Source organism: Candidatus Aegiribacteria sp., from assembly GCA_021108435.1.
Classification (GTDB): domain Bacteria; phylum Fermentibacterota; class Fermentibacteria; order Fermentibacterales; family JCC-6; genus Aegiribacteria.
On sequence record JAIOQY010000037.1, the window covers coordinates 1 to 16,026 of the forward strand.

Genomic DNA, 16,026 nt, shown 5'->3' on the forward strand with positions numbered 1-16,026 from the left:
TCCGATCCTGAGAAGCAGAAACAGGCCAGTCAGATGCAGGAGCTTATAGCAAAGGAGATGGCCCTTCTCGAAAACAGTGATGAAGACAGGTAGAAAGCCTTTTCATATCGAGGAATTCCGATTCAGGAATGATTCTCTTGAAGAATACGGGTTTAGCTCTGTGGATGAAGGGCTTCAGGAAAAGCAAATAGCAGTTAGGAGCCGGAATCTTTCCCGGTCAGTTCTCATTGCACCGGAACTCTTCCCTGATATTGCTGAAATAATCGATGAAGTCAGGTTAACATTGATTCCGGACAGAACCGTCGAAGCTTATGTATTCAACTCATGCGACGGTCAGGCTTACAGCTTCGGAGAAGGTCCGGGTGGAACTGTGACACTCGCTCTGAGTTCCGGATTGATAGAGAGGTTCAGCAATCTTGAGATAAGGTTTATTGTAGGTCACGAAATATCCCACACTCTATTCGGGCATATTCGATATCCTTCACCTGATCCTGATTCTTCCCACCTTGAGAATTTCAATCTTCTTGCCCTTGCAAGGGCAAGGGAAATAAGCGCAGACAGGATCGGGCTTTTATCCTGTGGATCAACGGAGTCTTCTTTCCGGGCAATGCTGAAACTGGCATCGGGATTGAATGACAGGCATATAAGATTTGATGTGGCCACATACCTTGACCAGGCAAGGGCACTGCTTGAAATGGGAGGGTCAAGATTTCAACTCCTTTCAACTCACCCGGTGATTACCTCCAGAGTTAAGGCCATTCTATGGTTTGAGATGAGCGACAGGTACTACCTGTTTACAGGAAGAAAGGGCCACGCCCCCCTGGAATGGGATAAGCTTGAAGACAAGATCCAGCGGGAACTTGCTGCTGCCAGTGGTTTTCATCTTGCCAGGATAAACGAGGCTGCGGCTTACAACGCTGTTCTATGGGGAACACTGGCTGTCTTCCTGGCAGATGAAAAACTCAATCAGCAGGAACAGGTGCTTCTCAGAAAAACCTTCGGAGATCAGGTGGCTGAAGAGGCTGTTGACTTTGCCAGGAATGCCAATTCCGACCATCTGGATGACAGATTGCGAAAGACCATTTACAGCGCCGCATGTCTGCCACTGGAAATAAGGCGCAGCATTCTTTCAGACATTAAGAGGCTTTCAACCAGCGCCGGCGGTGGAGAAAAAGAAAACCAGTTACTTCTCGGATTCTCAAGGGAATTAGGACTTCCAGCGGAGCAGCACTGAGCTTAATTCCGTATCAGGGTTCAACCGGTATTTGCGGGTTAAGGCAGATTCACCCGATTATCCGCAGTGCTGCGTACGGAACGACGCTGAGGATGAAGACCAGCATCTTGTAAGTGCCCATCATCCTGTATATAGAAAGACGAACCTCTTCCTCAGGGAGACCCCACATCTTCCCGTGGATCCTGCAAATCCGTTTTCCAGCCGTAAGGAACACAACGAACATCAGCACCAGTAGCCCCAGATTCAGGATTGAACACCAGAACAGCATCTCACGTACTTCTACCATTGTCATAACTTCACCTCCACGGTTATTGTATCGATCCCAGTCCAAGAAACAGCCTGTGGTATTCCACGAAGAAGCCCTGATCGGTTACCAGATTCAGGTGGCTTATCGATTCCACAACATGATCGGCCAGAGGGAAGAGCAGCACTCGCTGGCCGTAAAGGCTGCATTTACCTCTGATAGGCGGTTCCCAGGTGTTCCAGAGAGCTGCAATCTCCTGTGTCTTGAAGTTGTTCCCGGCCCACTGGCATAGTGTTTCCTGAATCTGATCATCCGTAAGGTATATCCCGGAAACATCGAGTCTGTCGGAAACGTCAGCATTCTGTGCCCGAAGCCTTCCATTCTCGAAGGTGAAGAACAGAGCAGGACCGCAGTATCCGGCGATGCAGCCCTCGCCATCCCTGCTGCCCAGGCTGGGCGGAAGTTTTGCGACTGTGCATTCGTAGTACAGGAAATTATCGCTCCAGCCGTCAATTTCCCGTTCGATTATAAGAGAGGGAACATCCCGCCAGAATGGCAGCGCCCATCCGAAGTTCTCGATTTCCGAGTCAATTGGTGCGATGACACCGTCGAGTTCATCGGCTGCATTCCGGAATGACAGATCAGTCCATCGAACTATCTCGCCTGTCTGACCCGTATTGGGAATCGAAGCGGAAGTAATAATGATATCCATCGGCCTCGGATAATGGACTGTGACCTCACCGTCCAGAATGTTTACAGTGAAAGAACCGGTGAAATCCGGACCATGAAACCAGACTACGGGAGCATCGACGATCATCAGTTCGCCGCTCTGGAATTCCCCGTTCTCGTCCAGGAAGCACCACTCAGCACCTGTGGCTTTCAGGTTAGTATCATCGAGCTGTACAACTCCCCATTCGTGAACACTTACGGTCTCGAAGGATGGATCAATCAGAACGGTATCTACGAGAGCACTGAAAAGAAGCAGTAACATCAGAACCTCCTGTTCATATTATATGTCTGTTATACCAAAGGGGGAATGGAATCTTCCATTCGGCTCTCTTTTCAGAACTGACGGCAATACGCGATATCCTGATACTGCTAAGGAACAGGTTATTTCAGATCATTTGATTAATCAGAGATGTTTTTATAAATATAATAGAGCTGAATCTCAGATATCATTCCATGGAAATACAATTCCATTTCGTCGAGATCCAGAATGATATAGAATTTCTCACCTTCATCGAACCGGCATGTAACAAGTGTAGCGCGGTTATTGAACTCGCTCAGGTTGTCATCAGGTCTGGCTGAGACATTTGAACCTGTCTGACCGGTATCAGGTAAATAACCGAATTCGACTGATCCATGCAGATTCCTGATAAAACTGAATCTTGAGCTGTACCATGACGGAATCGAAACATCAGAGAAATGGATGAATTGATATTCTGTACTGTCTATAAGAAGAATTCCCAGGCTTACATGATTCATATCGTCATCAAGGTATGAAACCCGCCATACTCCCTGAAGTATATCCTCAACAGCGATGGATACTGATGTGGATTCAAGTTCGTTTTCTTCGAATGAAGTTATTGAAACGGGTTGCTTACCTGAATGTTGAATATCGGAAAAAGCTGGAGTATTCATAAGCGAAAGAATAACTGCAATAATTTCATACATCATAATCCAATCATAATCATTTAATCAATCAGTAGACTTATGATGTGAGATTTCATTTTAGCGGTTTTCTGACGGTGACCTCACAGTATTACATTTAGTTGCCAAAATCAGCTTTTATGCAGCCCCATGTGGAACTTTCCAGTATCATCGGGTCATGGTCATAAAAATCTACCTTGCTTGTAATCCAATTTCCAACGAAAAACCCCGGACCGTCAAAATTCATATCGTATTTGTACGCGATATCGAGAGGATTAGTCCTAATGCTGTAACTCAGACCGGTCAGAACTCCGGTTTCTGAATGTTCCACGAGTTTGTAGTCGCTGTAGAAGTCACTTATCCAGATTCTGAGGTCACCCGCATACCAGGCGCATGCGATACCGATGCCTCCCGATTCACTATATGTCCAGTTACTCATTACTGAATGCGTGCTCACATCATACTTATAGATATTGCTATTTATATAGTTGTCTGCTATCCATAGATATTCTCCGTCCCATTCACATCCTCCCAGGGAGCCTGTGAAAGGGGTGCCAAGCTCATACAAATCTGCAGGAAGAAGCGGTACTCCGGAAGCATCGAGATTCCATGTATACAGGTAATATGGTACTGGATGCAGGGGATTACTCCAGGTCAATGCGAAGAGCAGATCATCCTGATAGCACCCCAGGCCGCAAACATCTTCAACATCATCAAATACTGTCCATGTTACTGTCTCTCCGCCTGAGTAAGCCCCGTATGCTAACTCGTCATCGAATTTACTGCTGACATAAAGCATATTATGGTCATCGTGATAAGCAACTCCCCACACTTGTGCCCAATTGGATGGTCCCGCGATCTCAGCTATCAATGAGCCGCCTTTTGAGCCATCAGATCCATCATTCGGAGATGAACCTGCAGTGGAAGGGGATAAAGATACGGCGCTTGTTGATGATAAAATCAGTAACGTAATCGAAGCGATTGAAACAAAGTTTTTCATTCGTTTTCTTCTTTCATTAAATGATAATTATTAATTCGTTAAATTTGCCAAGATTTAAATACTCCTTAGTTAAACAAAAATTATTATGACTAATACTAATGTAAGATTATCCTGGTGTCCAGCAATAATATAGACCGTAGTGAATAAATCATAAATAATGGAATAGCTACCAATTGGAAAATGGATCTTCTTCCATCTGCAGAGTTGTCCTGAGGAATAAATGGTGATGTAATAGAGCTTCTCTCCGCCATTCCTCCCAGAATTGGCCGTTTGTGATAATATGCATATTTAATATGCAAAGCCAGGATAAATATGTTATTATTAATACTGGTAATAATTCAGGGAGGATAAATAATGAGAAGGATAATTATCTATTTAGCTGTTACTCTCCTGTTTTCTTCATTTTCTTTCGCCCAAGCCCCGGATACCCTTTGGACAAAGATATATGACCCCGGAACATGGAACTCGGTGAGTCAAGTTCTGCAAACAGGTGATGATGAGTATATCGTTGTTGGATCATCGAGACAGAATAGCGACCCAACTGATATATGGGTTCTGAAGACCGATCAGCTTGGGAACATGCAGTGGGAATTGTTTTGCGGAGGTCCGGGATTCAATCATGGTCAGTCAGTGCTGATCACTGCAGATGGGGGGTATCTGATATCTGCAACAGTTCAGGATACACTCAATTCCGGAGATAATATTTCTTTTATCAAGATTGACGGCATAGGGAATATAGAATGGGAGATTCAATTCGAGAAAAACGAAGATGACTGGGTTAGAGAATCGCAGCACACCGCTGATGGAGGGTTCATTCACACAGGAACAACAGGAATATACAGGGATGGTTTGGACTTTCTTCTGTTAAAGACCGATTCAGAGTGTAACACTGAATGGGCTGTGACATTTGGGGGAGGGCTATATGAATGCAGTTTCTCCGTCCAGCAGACCACAGATGGCGGGTATATCACTGCGGGCGGCACAGAATCCTACGGTTCCGGATGGGTCGACGTGTATGTTGTAAAAACGGATTCAAGAGGAAATCTGGAATGGGATGCTGTTTTCGGATATTCTGATTACGACAGAGCGAGAACTGTCCGTGAGACTCAGGATGGTGGATATCTTATTCTGGCGTACACATACTCATTTAGCAGTAATTGCGACCTTTGGCTTATCAAGACAGACTGTTTGGGCAACATGGAATGGGATCAGGTTCTCGACAATGGAGACGCCGATTGTGGTTATTCATTCCTGGAAGCTCCTGATGGTGGATTTGTGATCACAGGGGTAAGAAGCGGAGATCTCTGGCTGCTCAAAACCGACAGCATCGGGAATATCGAATGGGAAACAAGCATTGGATATCAAGGCAGCTTGAATGAGGCAGGAAAATCTCTTCAACAGACATCCGATGGCGGATACATCGTTGCGGGAGAAATATATTCCGGTAAAGGAATGCTCGATCTCTGGCTTGTCAAGTTCGGACCGGTGCTCGGTATACCTGAAGGTTCTCAGCAGGTTTCTAACATGTTGATCGGTACGATCTCACCGAATCCATTTTCTTCAAGCCTGAGCATTACTTATTCCATTCCGCAAATGGGGCATGTAGAAATATCCGTATTTGACTACTCCGGAAGGCTGATCGAGAATCTTGAAGACTGTGCGGCTTCCTCAGGAGAGCACACCTTTGTCTGGAACCCGGACCCCTCACTTCCCATCGGCTGCTATATGGTTGTGCTGGATTCCTGTGGAGAACAATCTGTAAGAAGGTGTGTAAAACTGTAGGATTCTGTCACTGATCGCAATCCATTATCTCTCACAGATATCTCAGCAGATTCATCTGTTATGTCAAATTGGCGCTATTATCCTTTCCATCTGATGATTGGGATTGTAAGTTGTTGACAATAAGTTAATAAAAGGTGCATATTAACTGGAATGATTCTTGCCTGCACTAAGTTCTGAAAGGAATTGAAGATGGGTTTTCTGGATATCCTCAAGCGGGATAAGGCTGAAGGTTATCCCGGTAAAGGAATCTGGAAGAAACCTCATCCTCTGCGCAGGGCTTTCGTCAAACAGGAATTGTGTCAGGGATGCGGCGAGTGTGAATCCATCTGTTACTACGGAAGAATAAGAGTCGGAAGGAATCGAGCAGCCTCTGTAAAGAATGGGTGTGCGGGATGTGGTGCATGCGCCGGAATATGTCCTGCAGGAGCGATTACCATGATAGAGAATCAGGTAAGAAAACCGAGAAGGATAAAAAATAATGCCAACATATGAATACAAATGCAAAAAGTGTGGACACAAATTTGATAGATTCCATAAGATGAGTGATGATTCAATAAAAACCTGCCCGGAATGCGGCTGCGAAGCAGAACGACTTATTGGAACCGGTTCAGGTTTTATCTTCAAAGGAGCGGGATTTCACGCAACTGATTATGCTAATTCCAGATCGAGCTGCTGCGGGATTGACAGTAAATCGAACAGTTGTGCTTCAGGGAAGTGCAACCTGGAAAACTGACGAGGTTTTTACTGTAAATACTGTCTGGTAGGAGAATGATTCAGGTATTATACTCCCATGAGTTTCAATTCGATATTCCAGGGGGTTGATCTTATCAGACATCACATTTTTTTGCTTTTCCTTCTCCTGATTCTGCTTGCATTCGCGTGCGGTAATAACGAACAGGCCGATGACAGTATTGTTCAGGTTTTGTTCTGGCATGCAATGGGTGGGCCTCTGGGTGAATTCATGGAAGATTCACTTATAGCCGAGTTCAATGCAACCCATCCGGATATTGAAGTTATTCCTGTCAGTATGGGGAATTACAGAGCTCTCTGCCAGAAGATACTGGCAAGTGTCATGGCAGGTGATACCCCTGTTGTTGCGCAGGCCTATGAAACCTGGACATCTCAGCTGATTAGAGGTAACGCCCTTGTACCTCTGGACTCACTCATGGAGCTTGATACACCGGATGTTACAGACAGATGGAATAACGATTTCTTCCCTGTTTTCAGATTGAATAACACCTTTGACGGACGAATTTACAGTTTCCCTTTCAACAAAAGCGCACAGGCTGTCTATTACAATGTTGAACTTATGGACAGTCTGGACCTTGAGCCCGCAACAACAAGAGATGAATACCGTAACCTGCTGATCTCTCTTACCAGTGATGGCAACAATGATGGCGATTTGCTTGATGACGTAGACCGTTGGGGAACAGCCTTCACTCCAAGTGTTGGCATGTTCGAGAATCTTCTGCTTCAGGGCGGCGGATCTCTGCTGTCTGAAGACGGATCAAAAACCGCGTTTGCGTCGCAGGCTGGTATAGAAGCTCTTCAATTCATGATAGATCTGATACATACCGATGGTTCCGCCAGGATTTCTTCCGGTTATACACATCAGAACGATTTTGCGGAGGGTCTCGTTGGTATCGTGCAGGGATCCACGGTTTCGCTGGCATTTATGGAAAAGACCTTTCAGCGCCGTAAGGAAAACGGAGAATCTGTTTTTACACTGGGGATAGCTCCTCTTCCGGCTTACAGAGAGCAGGCTGTAATAATAGCGGGTACGAATGTTATTCTCTTTAAATCAGATTCGGCTGAAGTCGAAGCTGGATGGGAATTCATCAAATGGTTCACAGAGCCTCGTCAGCAGGCCAGATGGAGCGCTGCCACCGGATATATTCCAGCAACCCGGAGTTCTATCCGGGAACCTGAGATACAGGAACGTTTTAAGGAGTATCCCGGTCTTGAGGACGTGATGCTTCAGATTGAATACGCGCAGTTCGAACCACAGCAGACATTCTGGTACGATGGCAGGTTGTTTCTTTCGGAGGCGGTGGAGATTGCTCTCTATGGAAGAATGAGTGCCGAGGAGGCTCTGTCCAGAGCTGCCATACTTGCAGATGCCGAGCTTGGTTCCGAACTTGACTGACAGTTAATTCACTCGTGAAAGGGGAGACGATGATAAGAAGTTTCCCGGTTCTGATGTTAATCCTGTTTGCCGGATTAGCCGGCGCTCAGACGGTTACAATAGCTGAGGCCAGAGAAGATCTCAACGGCGATGGAATTCCCGATCACCTTGGTGAAATCCTCACCATTGAAGGTGTTGCGACATGTGAAGGAACGCTGTTCTCCGAAACGGGACTGAGTTTCTATGTTCAGGATGAAACAGCTGGAATCAATGTATACGCATACAGTTCCGCGAGCCCGGGAGACATCGCAGCCGGGGATGAATGGAGGATAACCGGAGAGATCATGCAGTACAACGGTCTTACCGAGATATCACCCGATTCACCTTCGGATTTCGTGTACATCGATCATCCCGGTGTACCTCAGCCGCTTCAGCTTTCGTTGAATCAGGGAGTTTCAGAAAGCATCGAAGGTCAGCTTCTCGCTCTGGGAAACAGTTCGCTTTCCCAATGGGTCACAGTAGCCAATGATCCTGAGTCTGCGGGGGGTGGATACAACTTCAACGTCTGGAACGGACAGACATCGGTTGCTATCCGCGTGGGCGAATCTACAGGCATCAGTGTTTCCATTATCACTGCCGGTACCCGTCTGTTCCTGTTTGGCATCGGCGGGCAATACGATTCAGATCCTCCTTACGATAGCGGGTACCAGTTACTTCCAAGGTATCAGACCGATCTTGAAGTATACCAGCCATCGATTTCTGATGGTTTCCACCTTACAGTTCTTACCGATAATCCATTCGCTCCGGTACTTGGCGAAACCGTTAATCTTGAATACGGCGGTCCTGCCGGAATGCGGTTCACTCTCACTGTCTTTGACAGATCCGGAAGAGCCGTGACACATCTTGCGGAATCCCGTCCAGCCGGTGATGTTGTTCAGTGGAATGGAAAAGATGATTACAGTAAAATTCTTCCACTCGGACCCTATCTGGTTCTCCTTGAGGGTGTGGACACAGATGGTAAACATTATACAACGACTGAAACACTCGTCGTAGCAACTCCCCTGAATTGAGGTGGCAATAATGTATTTGAAAAAGACTACGGTTCTTTTTGCCCTTCTGATCATTGCAGGGCAGTCGTGGGCGGCGTTTGAGGAAATGGAGATAGGTATCACCGCGCAGGGCATGGGCGGAACGGGAGTTGTACTGTATGGAACCGGAGCGCTCCTTTTTAACCCTGCTTCAATAGCGGAAAGCGTATCACCATCCATTACCATGTCGGGCAGGCTCCCTTTTACGAACATGGATTTCGGAACGTACGGAATCGATGGAGCATTTCCGATAAGTGAATCATGGGCATGCGGAGCAAGTCTTAGATATTTCGGAGGCGATCTCTACAATGAACAGATGGCTGCGATTACCTTTGCCGGAATGCTTACCGATGACATGTCTTTCGGTCTTCAGCCTGTTTTTTGCAGAGCTGTTATTGCTGATGGTGTTTCCGAATATGGAAGCGCGAGTGCTTTTGCGGTCAATGCGGGATTTCAGGTTAGAATGTACAGAAGATGGGTGCTCGCTGCCTCAATCAGGAATCCTTTCCAGGCAAGACTTGGTGAGAGTGGAGAATACCTCAGGAGAAGAATAGACGCAGGTCTCAGATACGAACCTGTAACCGGAATGATTTCGGCGTTGACCTTCTCCAGGGATTTCAATGGTTTGCGCATACATGTGGGCCAGGCTCTTCCACTGGGTTCAGTAAATATCCTGGCAGGGGTTCAGAGCAATCCAGTCTCAATATCCGGAGGGCTGAACACTACAATCAGAGGTATTACAGTGGAATACGCCGTAATAACGCACCCTCAGCTCGACCTGACTCACCAGGCCGGGGTGACTTATGGTTTCTAGTTTATTACTGGCGGTTGTTCTAGGCTTGTCTGTTCCGAATGGGTTTGATCTGAATACCGCATCTCTTCAGGAACTGCAGGCGCTTGAGGGATTGAATTTTCAGCAGGCTTCTGACCTCTATGATTTCATTTACGAAACAGGAGGTCTTCTCAGTATTTTCGATGTTATGAAAATAGATGGCTTCACAGCTGTGGAGCTGCAATGGCTTCGCGGCAACTGCGTGGTTGTCCCTCCTTCAGAAGGCAGAATATCCAGCGATATACTGGAAATAATGGAAAGGCTTGCTACCGAGGACGACCCTGGTGATGCTGCTGTGGATCTCTGGGAGCATTACCTTCTGCATCCCCTGCCGATTAATTCAGCAACCTCATGGCAGCTCCGAAGTCTGGACAGGGTAAGTCTGATTGATGCGGTAGCCGTTGAGCGAAGACTGAAAACCCTTGGTCCTGTTTCAAGCACAACTTCACTCCGGAACGCGGATTACCTGAGCTACTATGGCTACAGGAATATGCGTGATTTCGTTTCAACCCGTGAACTTGACCTGAGTTCTATGGATTTTTTCGGAGGTTACAGGGTCGTTGTAGATGGTGGTGACGGAAGATCATCTGATGAGGACGGACTGTATGAAATGCTCAACAGTCTTCGATCTGCGAAGTACGACATAGGAACCGGTGACAGAGGATATACCGCCTCTGACAGCGCGGCCTGGGCTGAAAGAATCGACAGCGAGTACGAAGAGCTTCTCGGAGCACAGAACGTGACCGGCTGGGATCACAGGGTTCGTGTCGGATTAGGAGACAGATTCCGAGGCGGAACCAGATTCTCGAGGGGAAGAAATTCCACAGCTGGATTTGACCTGTTCTCGGATATGGATCTCGGTGATCTTAATCAAAGGTTTGATGTCGCCAAAGTCTTTGTATCGATTGAGAACATCGGTCTTGTGAATCAGGTCGTACTGGGAAATTACAATCTGTCTCTGGGCCAGGGACTGATGGTGAATAATTCCGATGAACTCTGGTACCGCTCCACTTACGGTACATGGGGACTATATCCGGACCTTACTTCAACACGTCAGTTCGCCTTGATCGGTGGAGCCGTGGAAATGCATGAAGGACCTTTCCTTGGATATGGATTCTATTCATCGGCATCAAGAGATGCAGTAAGAGGCATTGATGGAACACCGAATATCCTGATAATGTCTTCTGCACGTACTTCTCCATATGCTGATGTGATAAAGGAAACAACTTATGGAGGATACGGTTTCTTTGACCTTGGAGGGATTCTTCCCTGCGGGACAGCAATCGGTGTAGGCGGCATGAACATTTCCTACAGCGATTCTCTTATTCCGGATTCAGAAGCTCTGGATATTCCAGGCGACGCGCAGCCCTGGGACTGCCCGGAATACGATATCCTCACAGCAGGGAATTCATCCTCTTTTCTTGCCTTCTCGGCTCAGACGATTCTGGATAATTTCAGTCTTGAGGGAGAGTTCGTCCGGCAGGATAACGAGTCGATTGCCACGCTCGCAAGGGCCAGGTGGCAGAATGACTATTTCTATCTGCTGGGTATATGGAGACACTACGATATCGGCTTCACTAATCCATACAACCGTGGATTTACGGAACAGCTTCGATACGATGATACCGTTTTTGAGAAACCCTATTATCTCAACGACCCGCTTACTTCGCAGCTTGCGGAGTGGCCGACCCCAAAACCCGAAGAGGGTGTCTACATTGAGAGCCGCTTCCAGATCAGCAGGCATATAACGTTTCCCAAAGTGTATCTTGATATATGGCGTTCTCTGCCATGGGGGTTTGATAATTACAGATTCCAGGGGGAGATCGAGTACCGACCTGATTTCCCTGTCAGGTTCAGATTGAAATGCAAATATCAGGAAAAAACTAAAATGCATGACGTGATTCCAACCACTTCACGTACGCAGGAATTCACCTTCAGAACCTTTTTCCTTCCCACCGGACATGACTACTTTGATGTCAGGCTCCGGTACGGAATGGTTGAACTTACTCCGAACCCAAGATATGGTGATGACCGGCTTCTATCTGGTGGTTACCTCTCCGCGAGATGGGAGCACAACTTCAGTGAGAATCTGTCTGTTCTTGGAGGAACGACTCTATGGTCCACGGACGGTATGAGTCAGTGGGAGTTCGAAGATACTGGAATAGATTTCCTTGATGGAGATGGAACCAAATTCTATGTAACCATCAAGAACATTTTATCTGATAACCTGCAGCTCAGGCTCAGGATACTAAGAAAGGACACTTTCTATCCCCGCACCGGTCTCTACAGGCCTGATCCCGATGACAGCTTCTATTACGAGGGTGATCCGGGTAGCCCGGTGAGGGATTTCGACGATCATGTAACAGATTATGGCATCCGATGTCAGCTTGATTTCCGCTGGTAGGGTGGAGGAAATATGAATATCATTGCAGCAGGAATAGTATCGTTACTGGCGTTAACCGCCGGGCTTCCAGAGGTTATGTGGCTTGGTGAAACAGGAACGCCCGGTTCAGCCAGTTCGCTCGGTATGGGGAATTGCGGTTTTCTTGATGTATCTGCTCTCGGGGTTCTTGAGAACCCCGCTCTTCTGGCAATTGCCGAAGAAGGTCTTCAGGTGGAAATCGCGGCGGGCCTGGATTACTTTGTTGAGAAAAGAACGAGAAGAGTCTATGACATTTTCGGCAGTTCAATCGGTGAATCCGAATATGCTTTTAACAAGAACCTTATCTTTGCTCCTGGCGGTGCAGCAGCAGCTTTCCGTAATATTGCGGGACTTCCTGAAGCGTTTTCGTTCGCTGCCGGATGGAGGGTTCCGAGCACTTTCACTTACAGTTATGGAAGGACTGTACGGGATGATTCCTATGTGAAAACAGGCGAGGAAAGCCTGGAGATATCCGGCATCAAGAACGAGTTTGACCTTGCCATCGCCTTCTCACCATCCGAGGTTCTCTCATTCGGGTTTGCGGGAGGATACATCACGGGATCAAGGGATGTAACATGGGAAGTAACGCATGTTGATCCTACGCAGGAAGGAATTCTTTCTCAACGCGAGGAGACTGTTTCAGGCATTGTAACCAGGGGTTCCATCCTCTTCATACCGGACAGAAGGGTTTTCATAAGTGCAGGGCTTGAATATCCGATGCCGCTTTCCTTCTCTCCGAAGGAATCCGGTGATCCTGTCTCCTGGAACACATTCTCAGATACCGATTACGATCTGGACATCCCCATGACAGTAAGGTTTGGTTCCATTTACATTCCCGGAAACAGCCTCAGATCAAAGTTTACAGGTGAATTCTACTGGAGTCCTGACGGCTCAATGGAGTATGAGGACGAGAATCTCGGTCTTTTCAACTCCTGGGGAGTTCACGCCGGTGTTGAGAACACGCTTCCAGGCGGGCCTGTTGCCAGGTTCGGATTTGGCTACGACCGTTCTCCCATAAGCAGTTCACTGGATAGAATGAGTTTTACTGCCGGGATGGGTTTTCACATAGGTGAGTGGAATCTGGATATGGGAGCCAGTTTCTCGCCTGATCGCTGGAAACAGACAGAGATAACCGGTTTACCTTCCTTTACTTCCGGTGACAGCCTGACAATAGAGGAAACAGACACAAGGCTTGTGTTCTCCATCAGCCGTGTGTTTGATATCTAGGCGGGAGTAGATTGTGAAAAGACTGCTGCCTGTTCTGCTGCTGGCAATCATTCTTCCGGTCAGTGCCGGGACAATATATCTCAATATATTACATACTAATGATATACATGGAGGAATCGTTCCAAGGGAAGCCTCGTTTCTCAATCCTGATTTCCCGCCAATGATAGGCGGCGGGGCGTATATAAGCGCCTATGTTGATGGAGTCCGGGAAGAGTGCCTGGAAAACGGGGAGTACTGCCTGCTGATCGACGCGGGTGATATCTACCAGGGAACGCCCACCGGTAATTTTGAAAGCGGAAAGCTTATCATTGAATGGATGAATGCAATCGGGTATGACATGATAACCCTTGGCAACCATGATTTCGATGATGGAGCCGACAACGCCATAAATCTTTCCGAACAGGCTGATTTCCCTGTGATCTGCAGCAACTTCGTTGATTCTACCACAGGGGAAATACCTGCTCCTGTCCTGCCATATGTAATTCTGGAATTTGAAGGTGTGAAGATAGCCTTCATAGGACTTAATACGACTGATACATATGGACTGGTTACGCCTGAACTTCTCGGGAATTACATATTTCTCAATGAAGTGGAGACTACTGAGCGGTACATACGGGAAGTAGAGGAGCAGGGAGCTGATCTGATTATTCTCGTTTCTCATCTGGGTCAGCCCAGAGATACTGACAAGTACCTGGAGAGGGTGTATGACGCATGGAATGCCGGAGAGGAATACACCAAGGATTTCTGCATGAACCATGTAGAACTGACCTGCCTGGTTTCGGGAATAGACCTTATCGTCTCAGGACATATTCATCTGGGTTTTGCAGAACCATGGGTAAGCCCGGTAAACCATACAATTGTGGTTCAGGGTTACGCTAATGGAACAGGCATTGGAAGAATCAGGCTGGCTATCGATACTGAATCAGGTACACTCACAGGCTACGATCTTCCTGAAGGAGAGGAATACATAAGCCTTCTACATGACGAATTCTGGCCTGATCAGGAAATCGCTGATATGATAGAGAATTTCAGAATAACTGCTGAAGCCGGGATGGATGAAGTTATCGGTGAGGCTAACGAGCAGATACCAAGAGGAAATGCCGAGCATCCCATGGGCAGGCTCATAGCTGATGCAATGCTCTGGAGTACTGACTCGGATGTCGCTCTGATGAATCGAGGCGGTATCAGAGCCGCATTACCAAGAGGACTGATTACGCCCAGAGTTGTATATCAGGCGATTCCATTTGAGGAGGATCTTTTCGTCTTCGAACTGACCGGAGCTGAACTCAAGGAAATCCTCGAGACTGGAATGCAGGGACGTCGTCGCGATATGGAAATCGGTGGTCTGACAGCATACAGAAATCAGGCCATGCCTGACGGAGAGAAGATAGAAGAAATGCTGATAGGCGGCGAACCGTTTGATCCGGATATGATTTACAGGTTCGTTACCACCGGTTACCTTGCCATTGGAAATATCGGTTACGATATCATGCTGGAGCATGAGTCAGTACCTGTCGGCGTGACTCTGATGAACGCGGTTACGGAATACATATCTATGATTGGTGAAATCACTCCTGACAACCAGACCAGGATCATATGGATTGATGAGCCGTAGTAACATTTGGGGGCCGGGCCTAACATTTAAACATTTCATCGGGGACATGCACGCTCGAAAAACCCAAATGGGGACATCCACTCTATGGTGGGTGTCTCCAGAAAACATGTTGCGCTGCCGCGTGTCCCCGTGTACTTATGAGTCAGGTCAACCATGAAGGGTAGAACAACCCTCGCTCTCCTGCTCGGTGTTCCCGCCGCAATATTCTTCCTGCTGTCAGTCGCTTTCCCTGTTCTGGGAAAAACCGGAGATATCTTCGATCCGATTCTGTCCGCAACCTGCCACAGATTACCTGAAAGATGCATACAGATGCCATGGGGAACGAGCGGCCTCTGCGCAAGGTGTACCGCCTTCTGGTTCGGTCTTGCTGTCGGGATTTCTTTCATGTATCCCGGAATCATCCGGATACCGTTCTGGACCGGTGTACTGTTTCTCATTCCTCTGATCATAGACGGTGCTGTTCAGAGCGTAACAGCGTATGAAAGTACCAACATCCTTCGTGTTCTGACAGGGCTCACCGCAGGATCGGGGATTTCGATACTGATCTTCGGGAGAATGAGGAATTCCGGCAAGTAGTAGTCGAAACCCACTTTCCCGATCCTCGCTTTCAGGTTGATTTGAACTGTTATACGGAGCCAATATTTATCGCATCAATATCATTGTCCTTGTCTCAACGAATTCATTGCCCGCTTTCAACTGGTAAAAGTAAACGCCGCTGGAAAGATCGTCGCCATTAAAATTAACTGAACGGCTTCCGGTTGTTTGGCTTTCATTCACTAAGGTTTGAACCGTTCTGCCTGAAAGATC

General features: G+C 47.2%; 16 protein-coding genes. 11 read left to right on the top strand and 5 right to left on the bottom strand.

The window, feature by feature from the left end:
• Positions 1–79 precede the first annotated feature (79 nt).
• Positions 80–1,234, top strand: coding sequence for a M48 family metallopeptidase (locus tag K8R76_02385; GenBank protein ID MCD4847021.1), 1,155 nt, complete (start codon positions 80–82; stop codon positions 1,232–1,234).
• Between the two features lie 49 nt (positions 1,235–1,283).
• Here the strand turns inward: K8R76_02385 and K8R76_02390 are convergent, their stop codons facing one another.
• From K8R76_02390 to K8R76_02405, 4 genes are all read right to left on the bottom strand, one after another.
• A complete protein-coding gene (locus tag K8R76_02390) occupies positions 1,284–1,526 on the bottom strand; it encodes a hypothetical protein (protein ID MCD4847022.1) in 243 nt (80 codons plus the stop codon).
• Between the two features lie 16 nt (positions 1,527–1,542).
• The gene (locus tag K8R76_02395; GenBank protein MCD4847023.1) at positions 1,543–2,469 is read right to left on the bottom strand and encodes a hypothetical protein; all 927 of its coding nucleotides are present in this window, start codon (positions 2,467–2,469) and stop codon (positions 1,543–1,545) included.
• Positions 2,470–2,606: 137 nt separating this feature from the next.
• Positions 2,607–3,155 carry a hypothetical protein gene (locus tag K8R76_02400; GenBank protein ID MCD4847024.1) on the bottom strand — a complete coding sequence of 183 codons (549 nt, stop codon included), beginning with the start codon at positions 3,153–3,155 and terminating at the stop codon, positions 2,607–2,609.
• Between the two features lie 91 nt (positions 3,156–3,246).
• Positions 3,247–4,128 carry a hypothetical protein gene (locus K8R76_02405; GenBank protein MCD4847025.1) on the bottom strand — a complete coding sequence of 294 codons (882 nt, stop codon included), beginning with the start codon at positions 4,126–4,128 and terminating at the stop codon, positions 3,247–3,249.
• Positions 4,129–4,482: 354 nt separating this feature from the next.
• Here K8R76_02405 and K8R76_02410 point away from each other — a divergent pair, with 354 nt between their 5' ends.
• The 10 genes from K8R76_02410 (at position 4,483) to K8R76_02455 (ending at position 15,795) form a co-directional block, all read left to right on the top strand.
• Positions 4,483–5,910 carry a hypothetical protein gene (locus tag K8R76_02410; GenBank protein ID MCD4847026.1) on the top strand — a complete coding sequence of 476 codons (1,428 nt, stop codon included), beginning with the start codon at positions 4,483–4,485 and terminating at the stop codon, positions 5,908–5,910.
• A gap of 189 nt (positions 5,911–6,099) precedes the next feature.
• Positions 6,100–6,402: a hypothetical protein gene (locus tag K8R76_02415; GenBank protein ID MCD4847027.1), complete on the top strand. Its 303-nt coding sequence runs from the start codon at positions 6,100–6,102 to the stop codon at positions 6,400–6,402.
• The gene (locus K8R76_02420) at positions 6,389–6,643 is read left to right on the top strand and encodes a hypothetical protein (GenBank protein ID MCD4847028.1); all 255 of its coding nucleotides are present in this window, start codon (positions 6,389–6,391) and stop codon (positions 6,641–6,643) included. The genes K8R76_02415 and K8R76_02420 overlap by 14 nt, the downstream gene beginning before the upstream one ends.
• A gap of 57 nt (positions 6,644–6,700) precedes the next feature.
• Positions 6,701–8,056, top strand: a complete 1,356-nt coding sequence (locus K8R76_02425) for an ABC transporter substrate-binding protein (GenBank protein MCD4847029.1) — start codon at positions 6,701–6,703, stop codon at positions 8,054–8,056.
• 29 nt (positions 8,057–8,085) lie between these two features.
• Positions 8,086–9,105, top strand: coding sequence for a hypothetical protein (locus K8R76_02430; protein MCD4847030.1), 1,020 nt, complete (start codon positions 8,086–8,088; stop codon positions 9,103–9,105).
• 10 nt (positions 9,106–9,115) lie between these two features.
• Entirely contained in the window at positions 9,116–9,937 is an 822-nt protein-coding gene (locus K8R76_02435) for a hypothetical protein (GenBank protein MCD4847031.1), read from the top strand.
• Positions 9,927–12,359 (top strand): helix-hairpin-helix domain-containing protein, encoded by a 2,433-nt coding sequence (locus tag K8R76_02440; GenBank protein MCD4847032.1) that lies wholly within the window; start codon positions 9,927–9,929, stop codon positions 12,357–12,359. Before K8R76_02435 ends, K8R76_02440 begins: the two co-directional genes overlap by 11 nt.
• A 12-nt stretch (positions 12,360–12,371) precedes the next feature.
• On the top strand, positions 12,372–13,604 hold the full coding sequence (locus K8R76_02445; protein ID MCD4847033.1) for a hypothetical protein: 1,233 nt from the start codon (positions 12,372–12,374) through the stop codon (positions 13,602–13,604).
• Between the two features lie 13 nt (positions 13,605–13,617).
• Complete coding sequence (locus K8R76_02450; protein MCD4847034.1) at positions 13,618–15,219, top strand: bifunctional metallophosphatase/5'-nucleotidase; 1,602 nt, start codon at positions 13,618–13,620, stop codon at positions 15,217–15,219.
• Positions 15,220–15,372: 153 nt separating this feature from the next.
• The gene (locus K8R76_02455; GenBank protein MCD4847035.1) at positions 15,373–15,795 is read left to right on the top strand and encodes a DUF2085 domain-containing protein; all 423 of its coding nucleotides are present in this window, start codon (positions 15,373–15,375) and stop codon (positions 15,793–15,795) included.
• Positions 15,796–15,861: 66 nt separating this feature from the next.
• Here the strand turns inward: K8R76_02455 and K8R76_02460 are convergent.
• On the bottom strand, positions 15,862–16,026 hold a 165-nt coding region (locus K8R76_02460), incomplete at its 5' end, for a T9SS type A sorting domain-containing protein (protein ID MCD4847036.1).